Genomic DNA, 17787 nt, shown 5'->3' on the forward strand with positions numbered 1-17787 from the left:
GAAAAAAGGTTGCCAAAAATATTGGCAGCTTTTTTTTATAAATTTAAAATAATAATTTTAAATAGTAAGCTCTATTTTAATTAATGAGTACTATAAATTACATGGAAAAATTTAATTATTTGTAATTCTGAATGGTATTAGTTTTGTATTAAAAATTACTTTTAGTTTGATATTATCCTTTGATTTAATAACAATATCAGGCAGGTAAATAGCTTGTTTTGTCAGAATTCAGAAAATTGTTAATCTATGCATTTTCCTTTGAAAGCAGATTAGCACCGTCAGTTGAATGCAGACGGGCAAATATCCAGCTTGAAAGCAAAGTGAACACGCCGAGAATAATAAAAGTAATGCGAAAGGCGGTAGTAATATTGTGATTGATAAAGCTGGCACGACTGAAAGATTGCAAAAGTAATGCGCCAATTGCTATACCGAAACTTAATGCCAGTTGCTGGTTAACAGCCATCAGACTGGTGCCGCTACTAACCTGATTAGAACGTAAATCAGCCAATGTAATGGTATTCATACCAGTAAATTGTAAAGAGTTGCAGGTGCCCAAAATACACAGATGTAATAATATCAACCATTGCGGTGTACTGGCACTGATTAAAGCGAGTGACATAATCAGTATACCGATAATACGTGTGTTCCAGGCAAGTGTATTACGATAACCAAAATGATTCATTAAGGGCTTCAGAAAGGGTTTGGCAAATATAGCTGCCAAAGCAAGAGGCATCAGCAGCCAGCCTGAATTTACCGCATCATAGTTAAAAGCAACCTGAAATAATAAAGGCAATAATAAAGGCAGAGCACTCATGCCAAGGCGGCTTACTAAATTACCTGCCAGCCCCAGACGAAATGTACGCACCAGAATTAAATGCGGAGGATACAAAGCACGGTTGTTCTGGCGTGCATGAGCAAGATAGGCAAATAAAGCACCAATACCTGCAATAGCAATCATACAGCCAAATAAAATATTGTTAGCATGTGACATGGTTTCAAAAGTAAGCGTCATGCAAAAAGCAGATGCCGAAAACAGAAAGAAACCTAATCCATCAAAGTAATTTGCTGGTCGGTTAAAATTGGGCATGATATACCAGGTAACCAGTAATCCTAATAACCCTATCGGTACATTAAGCAAAAATATCCAGTGCCAGCTGGTATATACCACAAGATAGCCACCAATAATCGGTCCCAGTACCGGACCGATCAGTGCCGGCATAATGGCGTAATTCATAACAGTTATAAGTTTTGAGCGGTCGTAAGCCTGCATCATGGTTAAACGGGCTACAGGAGTTAACATTGCGCCACCCAAACCCTGAATGATTCTGGCCAGTACCAGTAAAGCCAGATTATTACTTGCGGCACACAGTACAGATCCGATAATAAATATGACCATGGAACCCATAAAAAGTTTACGTGTTCCTAATTTATCCGACAGAAAACCAGACAGAGGCATCATTATTGCCAGAGTTAATGCGTAGGCAATAATTGCAGATTGCATATTAAGCGGCGACTGCCCCAAATCGGCAGCCATCGAGGGCAGAGCAGTATTCAGGATAGTAGCATCCAGCTGCTGCATAAAAATGGCTATTGCCAACAAAATGGGCAAAAAGCGTGAGGGTTTACTGTCGTTAATAGTAGCCATAATTGCTGTTTATCAATGATGGTCTCATTCATTATAACAGATTCATGCAGAGCATTAATTTATTGTAAATACATACATTATAACAGATTCATGCAGAGCATTAATTTATTGTAAATACATAAAATTTAGTAAGTATGTTTTTATTTTTTTATAAATTTTAAATGATAAAACAATAATTGTTAATTTTTTAAAAATTAAATATAAAAATTTTATTAAAAAAATCCAAAATTCAAATATATATTCATATTAGATATTATTTTAAGCAGGTATCTGGTATAAAAATAGCTTAGAAAATGAATGAAATATTATGAGTAATCGATGAACAAAATCAGTAATCAAAATTAATACAGAAATTTTAACAGACAATATAAAAATTTAAGTGTTAAATCCTCATTAAGTCCAATGATATGTTTAATTAATGATTTGAAAATTTATATTCATATTTTTAACATCATTAGTTTTGGGCTTTAACAAGTAAATTAATTCGTTGTATCCAATAAAAGTAACATTTATTAATATAGAATGTACTAGCGTACTTTAATAATATTACTGTGCAGCCCTGATTTAAATTAAAACAGAAAGAAACTTTAAGTTGTATGTTTGAATATTTTGTAATCAAGGTTGTAAAACAAAATTTATTACATAGATTTATTTCACGAATAATGCTGCAATATTCGACAAAAGTTTCTGTACTATGAAAATAGTGTTGTGTAGAAAATAGTTTAAATTCGAGAATGCTAATGAAAAAATTACTTTTTATTCTCTTGAGTTTAAGTATTAGTATGCCTGCATACTCTGAAAGTCCGCAATTGCGCTACATAAAAGAAATGTATGAATGAAGTGTATCTTCAGAGAAAAGTAGTTCTAATAATTTTGATTACGATTATTATAGAAAATACTTTGATAAGAATATCCGGAAGTTATATATGAGGAATGATAATTATCAGAAAATCTTGCATAGACTATGATGTTCTATGGCAAGAGTAAGATTTAGATCCTTTTGCTAAATTAATATTTATTCAGTCAGATAAAGACAGAGTTAAAGTAATTATTGATGCAACAAAAGGGTTTGAAGAACGTTTTGTTATTTATCAGATTAGATGTCAAAAAGATAATGATTATAAAATTACTGAAATATTTGAATAGGGAAAATTTTTAAAAACAATTAACTAACTGTCTTAATGATATTTACCGCACTGAAATTAAAAAACATCGCAATTAATAGACTATATATTTAATCGGCGGATGTAGATAATATGAAAAGGCTGCTTTTACTTTTTTATTGCAGTCTTCTTTAGTAAAAGCTACTGATTTAAAAGGGCAGAACCAAACAAAATTTTTCTTTACAGGCGTGATTTGTACCAGTGTGTCTTTTTGAAAATCGGAAAGCATTGATGTATGCAGAGCTAAAGGTAGGGACTGATTACTCACCAATATTATTATGTGCTAAGTAACTTGATTAAAAAAGTTATACTTGTGGAAAAGCTCAAATAAACAAAAATATGCCTCCTCGTGTTTTTGTAATGCAGGCTTAACTTAGTGTGCGAATAAAATTTACCTTACCAGTATAGTTTTAATAAAAAAATAAAATTAACTATTTGGATGCGTATCTGATTTTTTTGTATATATGATTTATAGGAGTTGATGGATGTATAATAAAAGGTATCATTAAAATGATAATATTTATTTACAATGTCGACCTACACAGTTGAAATTGAATAATGACTCACTAACCAAAAAAATATTTATCGAATAAAAAATTAAAAATTTTGCTTTTTAAATATTTTCAAGTGATTGTATTTTTGAAAAAGGTTAGATATAAATTAAACCGTGCTGCCTTAACAAAGTGAACACGGTTTATTATATTATTACATTATATTTACATACGCAATGTATCTACAACGTCGATCATAAATTCCATATCTTCCTGAGATAAATCTGTAAAGCCTTCTGGATAGCTTAATGCTTTAACAATATTGGTACCATCCGGATCATCTGCCATTTTACATAATATTTCTCTTAATGGCTCAGCCTGGGCGGCTGCATCCTGATGGTACAGCATAACATGAGATACTTCGTTAATCCGGCTTTTCAGCAAAACTTTTAGTTGATCTTTGGTAACAGAGTTGAAACTTTCATATACGTTTGCCTGAATAATGCCGATTTTTGCTTGCTGGCGAATGACGCTGGAAGCCACCATAAGGAAGTTATCTTTACGATTGATAACTAACTCATCATCATTTAGATTAGCAGGTTCCAATAAACGTAAACCAATAAAGTTTGCGTCTTCATTATTAGAAAGAGCCAGTTCTACCGTACCTTTGAGATCTTCGATAGCGTTTATATCTGAATCTGCGGCAGTAACAATAACGATTTCATCAGGTTTATTTTTAGGTTTAACCAGTGGTAAATATCCCTGCTCACGAACATAGCTACCTGCAGCAAAAGGATTAACAAAAAGCATTGAAACTTTTTCTTTATCCTGTTGTGCTTTAACTTCATCAAATGAAGGAGGCATCAGCAAGGAAATATTCTGGTCACTTTTCTTTTGCAGATAATTATTGAGTAAATACCAGGTGCTGAACTGATCAGGTAAATAATCGGGTACAACCATTAAACTAAGCATATTATTTTCCTTCCTGTTCGGATTTCAGCATTTCTACATACTTGGCACTCATTTCGTTAACACGCTCGCGGCTTGGTTTACGACGAATTGAGCTATAACCAATTACTTTTCCTTGACGTAAGTTAGGAATTACAGTGGCATATACCCAGTAGTGTCCGCCATCTTTACGCAGATTTTTGACATAACCATACCAGCGCTCCCCTCTTTGCAGAGTTGCCCACATATCGGCGAATGGTGCTTTTGGCATGTCAGGATGGCGTAACAGGCAATGTGGTGCACCAATAATTTCATCACGTGCCCAGCCGCTAATATCAACAAATACGTCATTAGCATGCGTAATGATGCCATCAAGATCTGTACGAGATACAATCAAAGCACCGTCAGGATAAGGAAATTCCTGATTGGTTACATATACAGTCGACTCTGTATCTTGTTGATAATATTTTATTTTATGCTCAGAAAACTCACTTTCTGGCTTTGGTTGAATCCAACGACTCATATCCATATTTGGTCCTTCAATTTTGGTTTAATCTGATAAAGAATGAGTGTGCTTAAAATTGCATTTCAGATTTTGTATGCTTTTACTATGGCGGTGCTTATTTCTGCTTTAATACGTTTATCGCCACTATAAATTTCTGAGAATACATATATGTGATGCGTTTTAGTATTGCTATAAAAACATTTAAACGCCCTTTTATATAATTGATCCATTTTTCTTTAGGTTTAATTGACAGCAATTCAGTCAGCGTTTAGAAAATATCCAGATTAAAGGGTAGCAATTACCAGATTTCTAAGCTGATTTTTTACAGTATTGTGTACTGATTAAAAAAGCTGTCAATAAAATTTTCAATTACACATTCACACGAACAGATATTTAAATAGCATTACATATTTCAGATCTAATGATTGATTCTTAATCAAAATGATCAGCTAGTTCTTTCAATGCACGTTTAGCTTCGAACAAAATCAGACCCAATTTGGCTTCATGAGTGGTGGTAATGGTTAATAAAATAGCTTCAGATGCCTGAAACAGCAACATGTAACCTTTGTCAGTATGGATAATGGTATTGTCCAGAGTACCTTTTAATACTTCTTTAGCTGAGCGGTTACCCAAAGACAATAAAGCTGCAGCCATCGCACCAATGCGGTCTTCATCCATGCCACTTTGTAAAGCTGAAGCAATTGGCAGACCGTCAGTTGAAATAACTGCTGAAGAAGTAATATCCGGGGTACTGTTCAGGGTTTTTAATACGTTTTCGATAAAATCATATTTCATGAAAGTTCCTCTAAATTTGACTGTAACTTTGTCAATTATAAAGATGGGTGAATTTTTTTGCAAAAAAATGTTATTAAATTTTATTAATTATCTTTATTTAAATTTTCTATTTTATTTACAATTATTTATTTTTTATGACTTAAATTCAATTAATATCAGTGTTTAAAATTTTTGATTACAATCTTAATCAATTTAGCGGATATGAAATTTGGTCTGAATTATATCATTATGAATAATAAATTACAAAAATTTGACTATTTTAATTTAACTATTATTTGATTTATGTCAAAAATAGTTAAATTTTTAATATTGAAGGTTATTGACTATAAATTAAGCTGGTTACTCAGTTATATAAAATTTCAATATTTTATAAGGTATTTATATGAATGATTATTTATTTTTAATATAAATTTTTGATTTTAAATTTAAATTATATTTATAAATTAATTTATAAAGGTTGCTATCGATAGTGTGATAACAACCTTTAATCAGATTCATCAGATGTCGGTTTCTACTTTATCACCTTCAGCCTCCATCCATATTCTTCTGGATGCGGCTTCACCTTTTCCCATTAATTTGATAAAAATATTTCGGGTTTCACTGTTCTCTTCATCCGGGATATGTACTTGTAACAGACGGCGTGTATCTGGATTCATAGTCGTATCTTTAAGCTGATCCGGATTCATTTCGCCTAAACCCTTAAAGCGATTTATATGGTAAGTACTTTTTTCTAGTTGCAGCCTGTCCTTAATGCTGTCCAGTTCGGCCTGATCCTGAGCATAAATTTTGCGTGCAGGTTTGCTTTTACCCTGTGCATTTACATCTATACGAAAAAGTGGCGGTTGGGCAACATAAATGTGTCCTGCCTCTATCAATCGTGGGAAATGGGTATAAAACAAGGTAAGTAACAGAACCTGTATATGAGCGCCGTCAACATCGGCATCTGATAATATGGCTATTTTTCCATAGCGCAAGCCGGATAAATCGGGATTATCGGTTCTTCCGTGCGGATCTACTCCGATGGCAACTGAAATATCATGTATTTCAGCATTACCAAATAATTGGTCGCGGTGAATTTCAAAACTGTTTAAAACTTTACCACGCAAAGGAAGAATCGCCTGAGTATTTTTATCCCGAGCTAGTTTGGCTGAACCACCGGCAGAATCACCTTCAACCAGAAACAATTCATTTTCGCGGATGTCTTCACTTTCACAGTCAGTAAGTTTGCCTGGTAAAACAGCTACGCCGGAACCTTTTTTCTTTTCAATTTTTTTAGTTGAGCGCATTCGTGCCTGTGCCTGGCTAATAGCCAGTTCAGCTATTTTTTTTCCAGTATCAATATTCTGGTTTAACCAGAGTTCTAATGGGTCACTGCACACTGCAGCTACCAGTTTGAGTGCATCACGACTGGTTAGTTTATCTTTTGTCTGTCCCTGAAACTGCGGATCAAGCAAACGGGCAGAAAGAACAAAAGCAACACGTGAAAAAACATCGTCTGATTGTAGTTTTACGCCGCGCGGAAGTAAATTATGATGATTGATAAAGTTGTTTACAGCATGAAAAACTGCCTGTTTCAGCCCAGCTTCATGAGTACCACCCAGAGCGGTAGGGATCAGGTTAACGTAACTTTCGCCGGGAGCATGTCCTTCCTCTAGCCAGGTTAATGCATAAGCTGCACCTTCACCCTGATTAAAGTCAGTTCCATGATTTGAGTTTAAATAATTTTCACTGGAGAAAATGGGTGTGGCAGTCTGGCTGTCTGAGAGTAAGTCAAGTAAATAGCTTTTCAGGCCATTCGGATAATGCCAGTTTTGTGTCTGAGCTTCATCCGTATCATTCTGGTAGCGAGTAAGTGTAACATTCACGCCGGGTAACAAAACTGCTTTAGCACGTAAATTGCGTTCCAGTTCAGGCAGATTGTATTGCGGATTATCGAAGTAATGTCCGTCAGGCCAGACACGAACTTCGGTACCACTGTCTTTAACGGCGCATTTACCGGTTACAGACAAAGGTTTAATGACGTTACCACCAGCAAAGGCAATATGATAAATATTTCCAGCTCTTTTAACAGTAACTTCGAGCCGGGAAGACAGTGCATTTGTCACGGAAACGCCAACACCATGTAAGCCACCTGAAAAAGCATAAGCACCGTCGCCGCTTTTTTTATTGAATTTACCACCAGCATGAAGTTGGGTGAAAACCAGTTCAACTACGGGTACTTTTTCGGTTGGGTGTAATCCGGTGGGAATGCCGCGACCATTGTCTCTGACGGTAACGGATCCATCGGGATTCAGAGTAACATCGATATTTTGTGCATAGCCGCCCAGAGCTTCGTCTGCGGCATTATCAATTACTTCCTGAATGATATGGGTAGGGCTATCCGTTCTGGTATACATACCAGGGCGTTCTTTAACTGGTGCCAGACCCTTCAGAACGGTGACACTGGATTCATCATAAGTTGTGGATTTGCTCATAATTTATTTTTAGATAAGTATTAATCGCAATATAAAACAAATTACCGTAAAAAATTTATTTTTTCGGTAATTTGTTTCAGATTCAGAATTTTGGTGTAATCTTCAATACAGAACTATTCACAGGCAATCATTCAGCCAGTGAATATTTATCATCATGATTTTGTCGAGTTTGAACAAATTCAGTCCAGCTGGGCAGTTCGTGTAAAAAGCGTGAAAGCTCGTGTAATGCATTCAAATAGACATTTCTTTTGAATTCAATAACTTCATCAACAGGAGCCCAGTATTGGTGCCAACGCCAGGCATCAAATTCGGGGTGGTGGGTAGCACGCAGGTGAACATCACTTTCCCGCCCGGTCAGCCGTAGCAGATACCAGATCTGTTTTTGACCTTTATAAGAACCACGCCATTCGCGTTTAATCCAATGTGTAGGTACATCATAACGTAACCAGTCCCGAGTGCGTCCGATTATTTTGACATGATGAGGCAACAGACCGACTTCCTCCATCAGTTCGCGATACATGGCTGCTTCTGGACTTTCCCCCGGCTTAATGCCTCCTTGAGGAAACTGCCAAGAGTGTTCGTGTACTCGTTTGCCCCAAAAAACCTCGTTTCGGTCATTGGTAATGATTATCCCGACATTGGGGCGATAACCTTCTCTATCTAACATGGTAGTTCGCCCAATAAATAAATTGAATTTTCGCACAAATCACGCGCTGAGACCAGTAAGGATTAAATTTGAAATATCATATCAAGTTAAGTAAATTTTATATCATATCGGCATGTTTGAATTTCTATAGTTAGAAATCTGGGTTTATATCCGGGTACCACTTTAAGCAAGAGATAAAGATTAATTGAATATTTGAATTCGTATTAATTAATCAAATTGTACATAGATGAGTCTGGGTATTAAGAATCGATACGTGCTGATTTATGAAAGCTCCAGTGAGGATTATTGTTATTTGTATAAGGTGTATTCGTTCTACATAATTTTTATTCATAGTTTTAATAAACCAGATAATAAATAAATCTTAAATCCTTTAAAAGCGTAAAAAACCTGTATCTTTATAAAAGATAGTAAAAAATTAGTTTAGTTATATAGATAAAACTAAAATTATTAATGAAATAAATGCTAATACAAATACGAATAAATTTAATAATTTTGTTTTCGCTGTGATCTTTAGCTTAGAATTTATTTTTGATGATTATAATATTTATTCTATGGTAGCAATTATTTAGCTTATGAAAACTGTATTCAATTCTATAGAGGTAAAAATATTAAAGAATTAGTTATTAAAAAATATTTCTATACTAATTAATAATTATTGAATGCTGCAAAAATAATAGAGTCTGTGTTTAACAATTAGATTAAAATAGATTCAACTGAAAAGATTTCACTTTATCACGATCTTTTTTATATTTTATAATTTTATTATAAACAAAAACTAATGAATTTACAGTTATTTAATGTAGGTAATAACGTTTCTAAAAAACTAATTTTCTTTGCTTTTAGCAGGCTTAAATGTAGATCAATAAAAAAGAGCCCTATCTGAAAAGATAAGGCTCTTTTTATCAATTAAGTTTTATTGATGAATAGGTTCCAGGTTGTGAATGGCTTTTTCATTTTCATGAGTTTGTTCTTTGCCATTTCCAGTCTGAGTATGTTGATAAAAAGCAGCTCGTTTCGCTGCCTGAAAAATTTGTAATCTACGACGATGTTGCATAATAAAAATCCTTTCTCGCTTGCTGGTGTGGAGCACCAACTGTTGTTATTTATAACTTGGAAGTACAATTTTACTGATAAGATAATAATATTTGTCAGTATTGTGTACAGTTATTATTTTTAACATGATGATTTATTTATTCATCAAACAATATATAAGATATAACAGATTTTTGCAAGACAGTATTGTTAGTCTGTCTTTAAATTGAAGAGGAATTGATTATCAGAAGAATTGTAGAATGGGGTAGATGGTCAGGCCAAATCTTAACCTGACCATTTATTATGATATTTAAATTTATTGTTTAGGTTGACTGTTATTGCTACGTCTGTTTGGCTGACTACTATGCTGACGGGCTGCTGGACTATTATGACGTGAGCGGTTTGGCTGCTGTTCACCGGACTGGCGTCGTTTGGCTCCCCAGTTGCTGTTTTTGCTTTGGTTACCAAACGAGCGACGACCTTTATTCGCTATTTTACCTGCGCGCTTACGGGTTGGTTCCATGCCGGTAATGGTTTGTTCAGGTAATTTACGATTCAGGTAGCGTTCAATTTTATGTACTTTAATGTACTCGTTTACTTCTGCAAAGGTAATGGCCAGACCGGTGCGGCCGGCGCGACCTGTACGACCAATACGATGTACATAGTCTTCGGCCTGCTTGGGTAGGTCATAGTTAATAACATGTGTAATGGTTGGTACATCAATGCCACGGGCTGCAACATCAGTCGCAACCAGTATTTTAATCCGGCCTTTGCGTAAATCCATCAATGTACGGTTACGCCAGCCTTGAGGCATATCTCCATGCAAGCAGTTAGCTGAGAAGCCTTTTTCATACAACTCATCAGCCAGTTGTTCAGACATGGCTTTGGTAGCAGTAAATATTACAGCCTGATCAATGCTGGTATCACGCAAGAGGTGATCAAGTAGGCGGTTTTTATGTCGTATATCATCACAGTAAAGCAGTTGCTCATCAATTTTGCCCTGCTTTTCTTCGCGGGCAATATCAATTTTTTGCGGCTGCTGTGTCAATTTCTGAGCAAGCTTACCAACCATGCCGTCCCATGTGGCTGAAAATAACAAAGTCTGCCGCTCAACAGGGGTAGCCGCAACGATGGTCTCAATATCATCAATAAAACCCATGTCCAGCATCCGGTCTGCTTCATCCAGAATAAGCACTTCCAGCCGGCCAAAGTCAATACGACCCTGACGCATGTGATCCATTAAACGTCCCGGTGTGGCAACGATTAGGTCAATCGGACGGGATAATGCGCGAATTTGCTGACCGAATGCAGTACCGCCTACTAGTGTTACTGTGCGCAGCCAAGGCATGTTTTTACCGTAAATCTGGGCATTTTTTTCAACTTGCTGGGCCAGTTCACGTGTAGGGGTTAATACCAGAGCTCTGGGTCCTTTGCCTGATTTTTCGCTGCGTTTAAGCAATTTTTGCAGAGTAGGTAATAAAAATGCAGCTGTTTTGCCGGAACCGGTTTGAGCAGAAACCATTAAATCCTGATTGTTCAGAACAGCCGGAATAGATTCCAGTTGCACCGGAGTAGGGGTTTCGTAGCCGGCAGCGGTAAGAGCTGTAGTAAGTTGTTTGTCTAAATGTAAATCTGAAAAAGACAATGTCATGATTTTCCTTTGGTTAAACGACCAACCAAACGTGATAATCTAGTTTATTGATGTGAAATTAGATTACTGGGAACTGTTGCTAGCTTAAGCCAAGAAGAAAATAAACAAAGAAAAGATAGCAATTGGTTGTCGTAAGCGTGTGTGTTTGGGTATTTTATACATCGGCGACAACCAGACAACGGACGCATTGCTGCGAAGGGCGGCATTATAAACAATTAAAGTAATGTTGAGTTCGCCGTATTTATTTAAGGTTGTAAACGATGGTTTCAAATTATCGACTAAATTATAAGATATATTATGTTTTTAAGCAATAGGATAGTCATGTCATAATGAGTAAATTTGCAAGGGAATATAAAATTTTTTCCGTTACAATATGACTGTTAATGTACCGAACGGTAGAAATTTGAAATTTTATTTATGAGTAATGATATAGGTGCTTTTGCCAACCGCCTAGGCAAAAATATTAAACATTTGCGTAAATGGGCGCAGCGTCAGAATATTGAAGCATGGCGCATGTATGACCGGGATATACCGCAATATCCATTTGTTGTGGATATTTATGCTGATCATGTACATTTACAGGAATATGATACTGGCTGGCTAATGCATAAAACTGATTATGAAGACTGGCTGGCTGAAGTAGTAGAAGCTATTTTATTTGTGACTGGTTTGCCCAAAGAGCATATTCATATCAAAAAAAGACTGCGGCAAAAAGGTAAAGATCAGTATGAAAAAACCGGTATTACCGGTACGGATTTCGTGATTCATGAACATGGGCGTTCATTCTGGGTAAATCTGGATAAATATCTGGACACAGGTTTATTTCTTGATCATCGTAATACCCGCCAGAAAATAGGCCTTCTTGCAGCGGGAAAACGTTTTTTGAATTTATTTGCGTATACGGGCAGTTTCTCGGTATATGCTGCAACTGGTGGTGCCTTATTCAGTGAAACTGTAGATTTGTCAAATACATATTTGCAATGGGCGCAACGAAATTTTGAATTAAACGGGCTGGATAAGCAGATTCATCAAATAGTTCGAGCTGATGTGTTTCAATATTTGCAAAAAGCGGCTGAAGAAAAAAAACAGTTTGATTTGATTGTAATGGATCCACCAAGTTTCTCAAATAGTAAGAAAATGCTGGATATACTGGATATTCAGCGTGATCAGGAAAAACTGATAGATGGTGCAATGCGTTTATTATCAAAGCAGGGTAGTTTGTATTTTTCAAATAATCTGCGCAGTTTTGAATTAAATCCGGTTTTGGAACAGCGTTATGATGTAAGTAATATTTCCAAAAAAACAATACCTGAAGATTTTCGTAATACACGCATTCATCAATGCTGGGAAATCCGGAAGGGTTAATTAACGAGTAGATATTCGGGAGGAAATAATGATTCGATCTGCACGAATGTTTTTGGCTACTGGTATATTGAGTTTATCTGGGTTGTTGTTATCTGTTGCTGAGGCAGAGGTCATCTATCATTCCGGACATGGTGAACGTCATGTTATTGTCGATTTGCCTGTTTCATCAACTACAACCATTAATAAAACTGTACATATTGATGCTCCTGCCGGTACAACTGTAATATATACGGATACTCCGGTTTATCCGGCAGCATTGCCTTATCCGCATTATCCGTCAGTTTTGCCATATCCGCCTGTTTATCCTGTTGCATCCAGTATCAGTTTACGTCCGGTAAATCATGGTTGTTTGCGCAGTGATGGTATGTCTTCAGTCTGGCAATCTGTAGTTGTTGATTCCTGTGCCGGAGATAAAATTAGTGAAGCTTTTTATTTTCATCAGGGTCAGGTGTGGTTCAATAACCGCTGTCTGGCGGTAAAAAATAATGTGGTGGGTACGGTTTATTGTGAACCAGACAAGAATAATAATTGGTTGCTGCTAGGCAGGCAGCTTCGCGACAAAAACAGTAATTTATGTGTGGATGGCTCACAAAGGCGCTTGCAATTGCAGCCTTGTACTAATGAGGAAAGTCAGCAATTTCATTAATATTACTGCTAAGTATATTTAATAAATTATATTTATATAATTTATTAAATAATTTTATATTTGTAATATTTTGTTTTAATAATAAAATTTTATAGATATTAAATAGATATCAGCTAAATCTTAATATTTATTTTATGTAATTATTTATTTTTTTATGTTAAAATAATGCATATTTGTAACAATTTACACTTATCAGAATTTTATCCATTATATTTATGAATCATAAATGTAGGTATATGTCTGGGCTAAATTCAGACTAATTTGTTCTGATTCAGTAACTAATGCAGGGTAAAAGTGACAGTTGCTGAGAATTTTTGCTTAAATTATTAATATGGTAAAAATAACAAGTTTGTGCTCAATATGGCGATTTCATACTGATGTCTGTAACTGCAAAAATGTTTAATTTCAGCTAATATTGTTTATCTTCTGGATAAGGTTACTTTAATACCGTTATGTCTCGTTTTTCTTCCTGTATTCTGCCACCAGCGATGCTGGGTATTTTAGGTGGTGGTCAGCTGGGTGCGATGTTCACTGTAGCTGCTAAAACAATGGGTTATCAGGTAACTGTTCTAGATCCTGATCCAGATGCGCCAGCAGCACAGTTTGCTGATGTGCATTTATGTTCTAATTTTAATAATGCTGAAGCTCTGCAGAATATGGCTAAATGTGCTGCTGTTACGACAGAGTTTGAAAATGTCAGTGCTGAATCTATGCGCTGGCTGGCGCAATATACAGTTGTATCGCCATCAGGTGATTGTGTTGCGATTGCTCAGGACAGGCAGCAGGAAAAAGAATGGATTGCCCGGGCCGGTCTGACTACTGTGCCCTATACTGTTATCAGTACTGAGTCTGATATTAATGATTCTCTGAATGCATTGTTACCGGGGATTCTGAAAACAGCTACTCTGGGCTATGATGGAAAAGGACAGATAGCAGTTGATTCTCTTGCGGAATTGCAGGCTGCTTTTACCCGACTGCGGCAAGTACGCTGTGTATTGGAAAAAAAGGTGGATTTACATGCTGAAATATCAGTAGTAGTTGCCCGTCTTAATAATCAGCACACTGTTTGTTTTCCACCGGCAGAAAATCAACATCAAAATGGTATTCTTGCTTACTCTGTAGTACCAGCCAGATTACCGCAGCCTGTATTAAAACAAGCTGAAAATATGGCTAATCAGCTGGCGCAAGCCATGGATTATCAAGGGGTGATGGCAGTTGAGATGTTTGTTGCTGGCAATGAAATGCAGTTGCTTGTTAATGAAATTGCTCCCCGGCCACACAATTCAGGTCATTACACTTTAGATGCCTGTATTTCTGATCAGTTTCAGCAGCAGGTAAGGTTGATGTGTGGATTGCCGCCGGCAGCCACAGATTTATTAATGCCTTGTTGTATGGCGAATATTCTTGGTGATGTCTGGCCTGAAAACGGCGAACCGAACTGGAATGCTGTTCTGAATCATAAAACTGCCTGTTTACATCTGTATGGTAAAAAACAGGTAAGACCCGGCCGTAAAATGGGACATTTTACTGTTCTGGCTGATAACCCTGATCAGGCATGGCAAACAGCACGCAATCTTCATCTTCACCTGCAAAACTCAGCTCAAAACTCTTCTACTGCTTCAGATTAATCCTGTTAATATGAACAAAGGATAATACCTTGAAACTAATGAGCACAAAACAGTCTCCATTGGTATGGATGTCTGATGGCTGGAAATTATTAGGATATGTCTTACCAATGGCACTTGCTTGTGCCGGTATTGCCGGTTTACCCATATCTATGGCAATGGCTGGTGTAATGTGTGCTTTGCTCAGTAGTATAATTTTGGGTGGTCCGAAAAAAGTGTTATTAACACCAGCACCGTTTTCAGCGTTAATACTGATGGCTTCAATAGCCTATTATGCAGGAGTGGTGAGTGAGCGTATTACTGTGGCTATTATGCTCACCTTGTTTACTGGCGGGTGGTTATTACTTATGTCTCTTATACTACCCAAACATTGTCTGAACTGGATTGCCCGTCCGGTCTGGCATGGTATTGGTCTGGGTATGACTTTAACACTGTTCGCCATGCTTATTCCGGTCATTCTTGGTGTTCCGGCTAATAAAAATTCATGGCAGGGGTTGTGGGAACTGATTCTTAAATGGTATGGCTGGAACTGGCCAAGTGTGGTTTTGGCCATTTTATCTTTTGCCTTGCTGGTATTATGGAGAAGTAAGTCTCAGCCTAAGGCCTTGTGGGTGTTGCTACTGGTATGGATTCTCAGTTATATATGGCCGTTTGCACTAGTAGGTATAGCCACTCCGGTTCAGTTGGATGAACAGTATTGGCCATTTATGAATCCGGTACATGCTGACTGGCCTTTATTGTTTTTTCTGAGTGCTACAATTGCATTATTGATTTATGTAGAAAGTTGTCAGTATTTACCGAAACAGTTCCGGCGCAGTGTCGCGCTGGTTGGTTTTAGTAATATATTGTCTTCATTTACCGGAGGTCTGGTCATAAGTTTAGGCTATGTGGCCGATAAGGCATTAAAAATCAGACGTAATACGCTAATAGTTATGCTATTGCTTATGGCATTGATTTACTGCTGGTCATGGTTGGCGTATGTACCATTGCCTGTACTTGCAGTAATTGCACTGTATGTTCTCTGTGTGCAGATTAACTGGTGTGAATTGCGTTTTTATTACTGGCAATGGGGTGATTTGCTATGGTTATGTATCTCTGCTGGTCTGATTATTATGTTTGGTGTCTGTACTGGTTTATGGCTGGTGATTTCTTTTGCTTTAATAGGAATGTGCTGGTATTCGCTCCGAATGCATGCCTGGCCGGTTTTATTTCCAGAAGTTCAAATCATCGCGCAGGAAGCGGTGATCATTTTGCCTCAGTTATTATTGTTTGCTAACGTCGGTACGCTGTTGAATCGAAGCCATGATATGATTACTAGTCTGGATGTAAAAAATATATATCTGGATATGAGTGCGGGCTGTCATGCAGATGTAACTGTATTCGTTCATTTACAGGCTCTTGCCCGTAGATTGCATCAGCAGGAAAAAATGTTATTTGTATGTGGTCTGAATGAAAAAACATGCCGGGTACTTATTGCTAAAAAGCTGGATTATTTATCATCCGAGCAATTCAGTACCCTTAGTGCTGAATCTTTGTTAATATGTCATAAGTATAATAATGGTTCTGTAATAGCGTAATTTGCTCAATATGATAATTGTTGATAGGGATATTAGTTCTGAGTTTTTGATAATGAGTATTTCATTCAGACTGGAGAGAAAATGAGTAAATTCTGGAGTGAGAAAACCAAATTGCTGCAACCTTATGTACCCGGAGAGCAGCCTAAAATAGCCAATCTGGTTAAACTGAATACCAATGAAAATCCATTTCCACCTTCTCCAAAGGTATTAAAAGCAATACAGGCTGCAACTGAAGGTTTGTGTTTATATCCTGATCCGAATGCAGATAGATTAAAACAAACCATTGCTGATTATTATGGTTTGTCAAGAGAACAGATTTTTGTGGGTAATGGTTCGGATGAGGTACTGGCTCAGGCATTTGCTGCTTTTTTTCAGGGAAAACAACAATTATTATTACCCGATATCAGTTATAGTTTTTATCCGGTCTATTGTCAGTTATATGATGTTGAGGCTCGTTATATCCCGCTTAATGAGCACTTCGCTATTAATCCGGCTGATTATTATGATGCTCAGGCCGGAGTTGTTTTTCCTAATCCGAATGCACCTACCGGATGTATTTTGTCTTTGGCTCAGGTTGAGCAGATATTACAAGCCAATCCGGATTGTGTAGTACTGGTAGATGAGGCCTATATTGATTTTGGCGGTGAGTCTGCGGTGGCACTGATTGCTAATTATCCTAATCTACTTGTGGTACAGACACTTTCAAAATCTCGTTCGCTTGCCGGTATGCGGGTTGGTCTTGCACTAGGGCAAGCAGAGCTGATTGAAGGACTTGAGCGGATAAAAAACAGTTTTAATTCTTATCCGCTTGATCGTTTAGCACAAGCTGGAGCTATTGCGGCATTCGAAGATGAAAATTATTTTCGCTCAACTTGTGCCAAAGTTATTGAAAACCGTATCTGGCTGACTAAACATCTGTCTCAGCTCGGATTTGAGGTTTTACCTTCTAATGCCAATTTTGTCTTTGCAAGTCATAAAAATAAAACAGCTGTGGAAATTGCTGCTGAGTTACGCCGGCATGGTGTAGTGGTTCGGCATTTTCCTCAGGAAAGAATCAATAATTTTTTACGAATCAGTGTCGGAACACAGCAACAACAGCAAAGGCTGATTGAAGTATTGGAAGAAATGCTGAATCCATAGACAAATATACATTCTGATTTTGCTGGTCTGCAAGCTGCAAATTATCATAAAAAGGTATTTGTT

13 protein-coding genes are annotated in these 17787 nt (G+C 36.8%); 5 read left to right on the forward strand and 8 right to left on the reverse strand.

All coding sequences use genetic code 11. The features are described from left to right. Window positions 1–244: 244 nt before the first annotated feature. The 8 genes from GY065_RS04110 to GY065_RS04145 form a co-directional block, all read right to left on the reverse strand. A complete protein-coding gene (locus GY065_RS04110; protein WP_174833163.1) occupies window positions 245–1645 on the reverse strand; it encodes a DHA2 family efflux MFS transporter permease subunit in 1401 nt (466 codons plus the stop codon). 1879 nt (window positions 1646–3524) lie between these two features. Then, window positions 3525–4271 carry a phosphate/phosphite/phosphonate ABC transporter substrate-binding protein gene (locus tag GY065_RS04115; protein ID WP_174833164.1) on the reverse strand — a complete coding sequence of 249 codons (747 nt, stop codon included), beginning with the start codon at window positions 4269–4271 and terminating at the stop codon, window positions 3525–3527. Between the two features lies 1 nt (window position 4272). After that, the gene (locus tag GY065_RS04120; protein WP_244621481.1) at window positions 4273–4776 is read right to left on the reverse strand and encodes a PAS domain-containing protein; all 504 of its coding nucleotides are present in this window, start codon (window positions 4774–4776) and stop codon (window positions 4273–4275) included. A 408-nt stretch (window positions 4777–5184) separates the two neighbouring features. After that, window positions 5185–5547, reverse strand: coding sequence for a roadblock/LC7 domain-containing protein (locus tag GY065_RS04125; RefSeq protein ID WP_100117186.1), 363 nt, complete (start codon window positions 5545–5547; stop codon window positions 5185–5187). Window positions 5548–6044: 497 nt separating this feature from the next. Then, window positions 6045–8021, reverse strand: a complete 1977-nt coding sequence (locus tag GY065_RS04130; RefSeq protein ID WP_174833165.1) for a DNA topoisomerase IV subunit B — start codon at window positions 8019–8021, stop codon at window positions 6045–6047. Window positions 8022–8148: 127 nt separating this feature from the next. After that, entirely contained in the window at window positions 8149–8688 is a 540-nt protein-coding gene (locus tag GY065_RS04135; RefSeq protein ID WP_037394009.1) for an RNA pyrophosphohydrolase, read from the reverse strand. A 913-nt stretch (window positions 8689–9601) separates the two neighbouring features. Beyond that, on the reverse strand, window positions 9602–9742 hold the full coding sequence (locus GY065_RS04140) for a hypothetical protein (RefSeq protein WP_157784913.1): 141 nt from the start codon (window positions 9740–9742) through the stop codon (window positions 9602–9604). Between the two features lie 294 nt (window positions 9743–10036). Next, complete coding sequence (locus GY065_RS04145; protein ID WP_174833166.1) at window positions 10037–11371, reverse strand: DEAD/DEAH box helicase; 1335 nt, start codon at window positions 11369–11371, stop codon at window positions 10037–10039. 417 nt (window positions 11372–11788) lie between these two features. On the opposite strand from GY065_RS04145, the gene GY065_RS04150 reads away from it, so the two are divergent. The 5 genes from GY065_RS04150 to hisC all read left to right on the forward strand — a co-directional run bounded on the left by GY065_RS04150 (window position 11789) and on the right by hisC (window position 17724). Next, a complete protein-coding gene (locus tag GY065_RS04150) occupies window positions 11789–12736 on the forward strand; it encodes a class I SAM-dependent methyltransferase (protein WP_174833167.1) in 948 nt (315 codons plus the stop codon). Window positions 12737–12764: 28 nt separating this feature from the next. After that, window positions 12765–13382, forward strand: coding sequence for a ricin-type beta-trefoil lectin domain protein (locus GY065_RS13540; RefSeq protein WP_174833168.1), 618 nt, complete (start codon window positions 12765–12767; stop codon window positions 13380–13382). A 452-nt stretch (window positions 13383–13834) separates the two neighbouring features. Next, the gene (locus GY065_RS04160) at window positions 13835–15010 is read left to right on the forward strand and encodes a 5-(carboxyamino)imidazole ribonucleotide synthase (RefSeq protein ID WP_174833169.1); all 1176 of its coding nucleotides are present in this window, start codon (window positions 13835–13837) and stop codon (window positions 15008–15010) included. A gap of 38 nt (window positions 15011–15048) precedes the next feature. Then, entirely contained in the window at window positions 15049–16584 is a 1536-nt protein-coding gene (locus tag GY065_RS04165; RefSeq protein ID WP_174833170.1) for a SulP family inorganic anion transporter, read from the forward strand. 81 nt (window positions 16585–16665) lie between these two features. Continuing rightward, the gene (hisC, locus tag GY065_RS04170) at window positions 16666–17724 is read left to right on the forward strand and encodes a histidinol-phosphate transaminase (RefSeq protein WP_174833171.1); all 1059 of its coding nucleotides are present in this window, start codon (window positions 16666–16668) and stop codon (window positions 17722–17724) included. Window positions 17725–17787: the final 63 nt, after the last annotated feature.

The organism is Snodgrassella sp. ESL0323 (assembly GCF_013346865.1).
Lineage (GTDB): Bacteria > Pseudomonadota > Gammaproteobacteria > Burkholderiales > Neisseriaceae > Snodgrassella > Snodgrassella alvi.

What these genes read in the sequence shown, in the direction of transcription:
- GY065_RS04135 (WP_037394009.1), bottom strand. Translation starts at nt 8,688, where the DNA reads ATGTTAGATAGAGAAGGTTATCGCCCCAATGTCGGGATAATCATTACC.
- GY065_RS04125 (WP_100117186.1), bottom strand. Translation starts at nt 5,547, where the DNA reads ATGAAATATGATTTTATCGAAAACGTATTAAAAACCCTGAACAGTACC.
- GY065_RS04160 (WP_174833169.1), top strand. Translation starts at nt 13,835, where the DNA reads ATGTCTCGTTTTTCTTCCTGTATTCTGCCACCAGCGATGCTGGGTATT.
- GY065_RS04140 (WP_157784913.1), bottom strand. Translation starts at nt 9,742, where the DNA reads ATGCAACATCGTCGTAGATTACAAATTTTTCAGGCAGCGAAACGAGCT.
- GY065_RS13540 (WP_174833168.1), top strand. Translation starts at nt 12,765, where the DNA reads ATGATTCGATCTGCACGAATGTTTTTGGCTACTGGTATATTGAGTTTA.
- GY065_RS04145 (WP_174833166.1), bottom strand. Translation starts at nt 11,371, where the DNA reads ATGACATTGTCTTTTTCAGATTTACATTTAGACAAACAACTTACTACA.
- GY065_RS04110 (WP_174833163.1), bottom strand. Translation starts at nt 1,645, where the DNA reads ATGGCTACTATTAACGACAGTAAACCCTCACGCTTTTTGCCCATTTTG.
- GY065_RS04130 (WP_174833165.1), bottom strand. Translation starts at nt 8,021, where the DNA reads ATGAGCAAATCCACAACTTATGATGAATCCAGTGTCACCGTTCTGAAG.
- GY065_RS04120 (WP_244621481.1), bottom strand. Translation starts at nt 4,776, where the DNA reads ATGGATATGAGTCGTTGGATTCAACCAAAGCCAGAAAGTGAGTTTTCT.
- hisC (WP_174833171.1), top strand. Translation starts at nt 16,666, where the DNA reads ATGAGTAAATTCTGGAGTGAGAAAACCAAATTGCTGCAACCTTATGTA.
- GY065_RS04165 (WP_174833170.1), top strand. Translation starts at nt 15,049, where the DNA reads ATGAGCACAAAACAGTCTCCATTGGTATGGATGTCTGATGGCTGGAAA.
- GY065_RS04150 (WP_174833167.1), top strand. Translation starts at nt 11,789, where the DNA reads ATGAGTAATGATATAGGTGCTTTTGCCAACCGCCTAGGCAAAAATATT.
- GY065_RS04115 (WP_174833164.1), bottom strand. Translation starts at nt 4,271, where the DNA reads ATGCTTAGTTTAATGGTTGTACCCGATTATTTACCTGATCAGTTCAGC.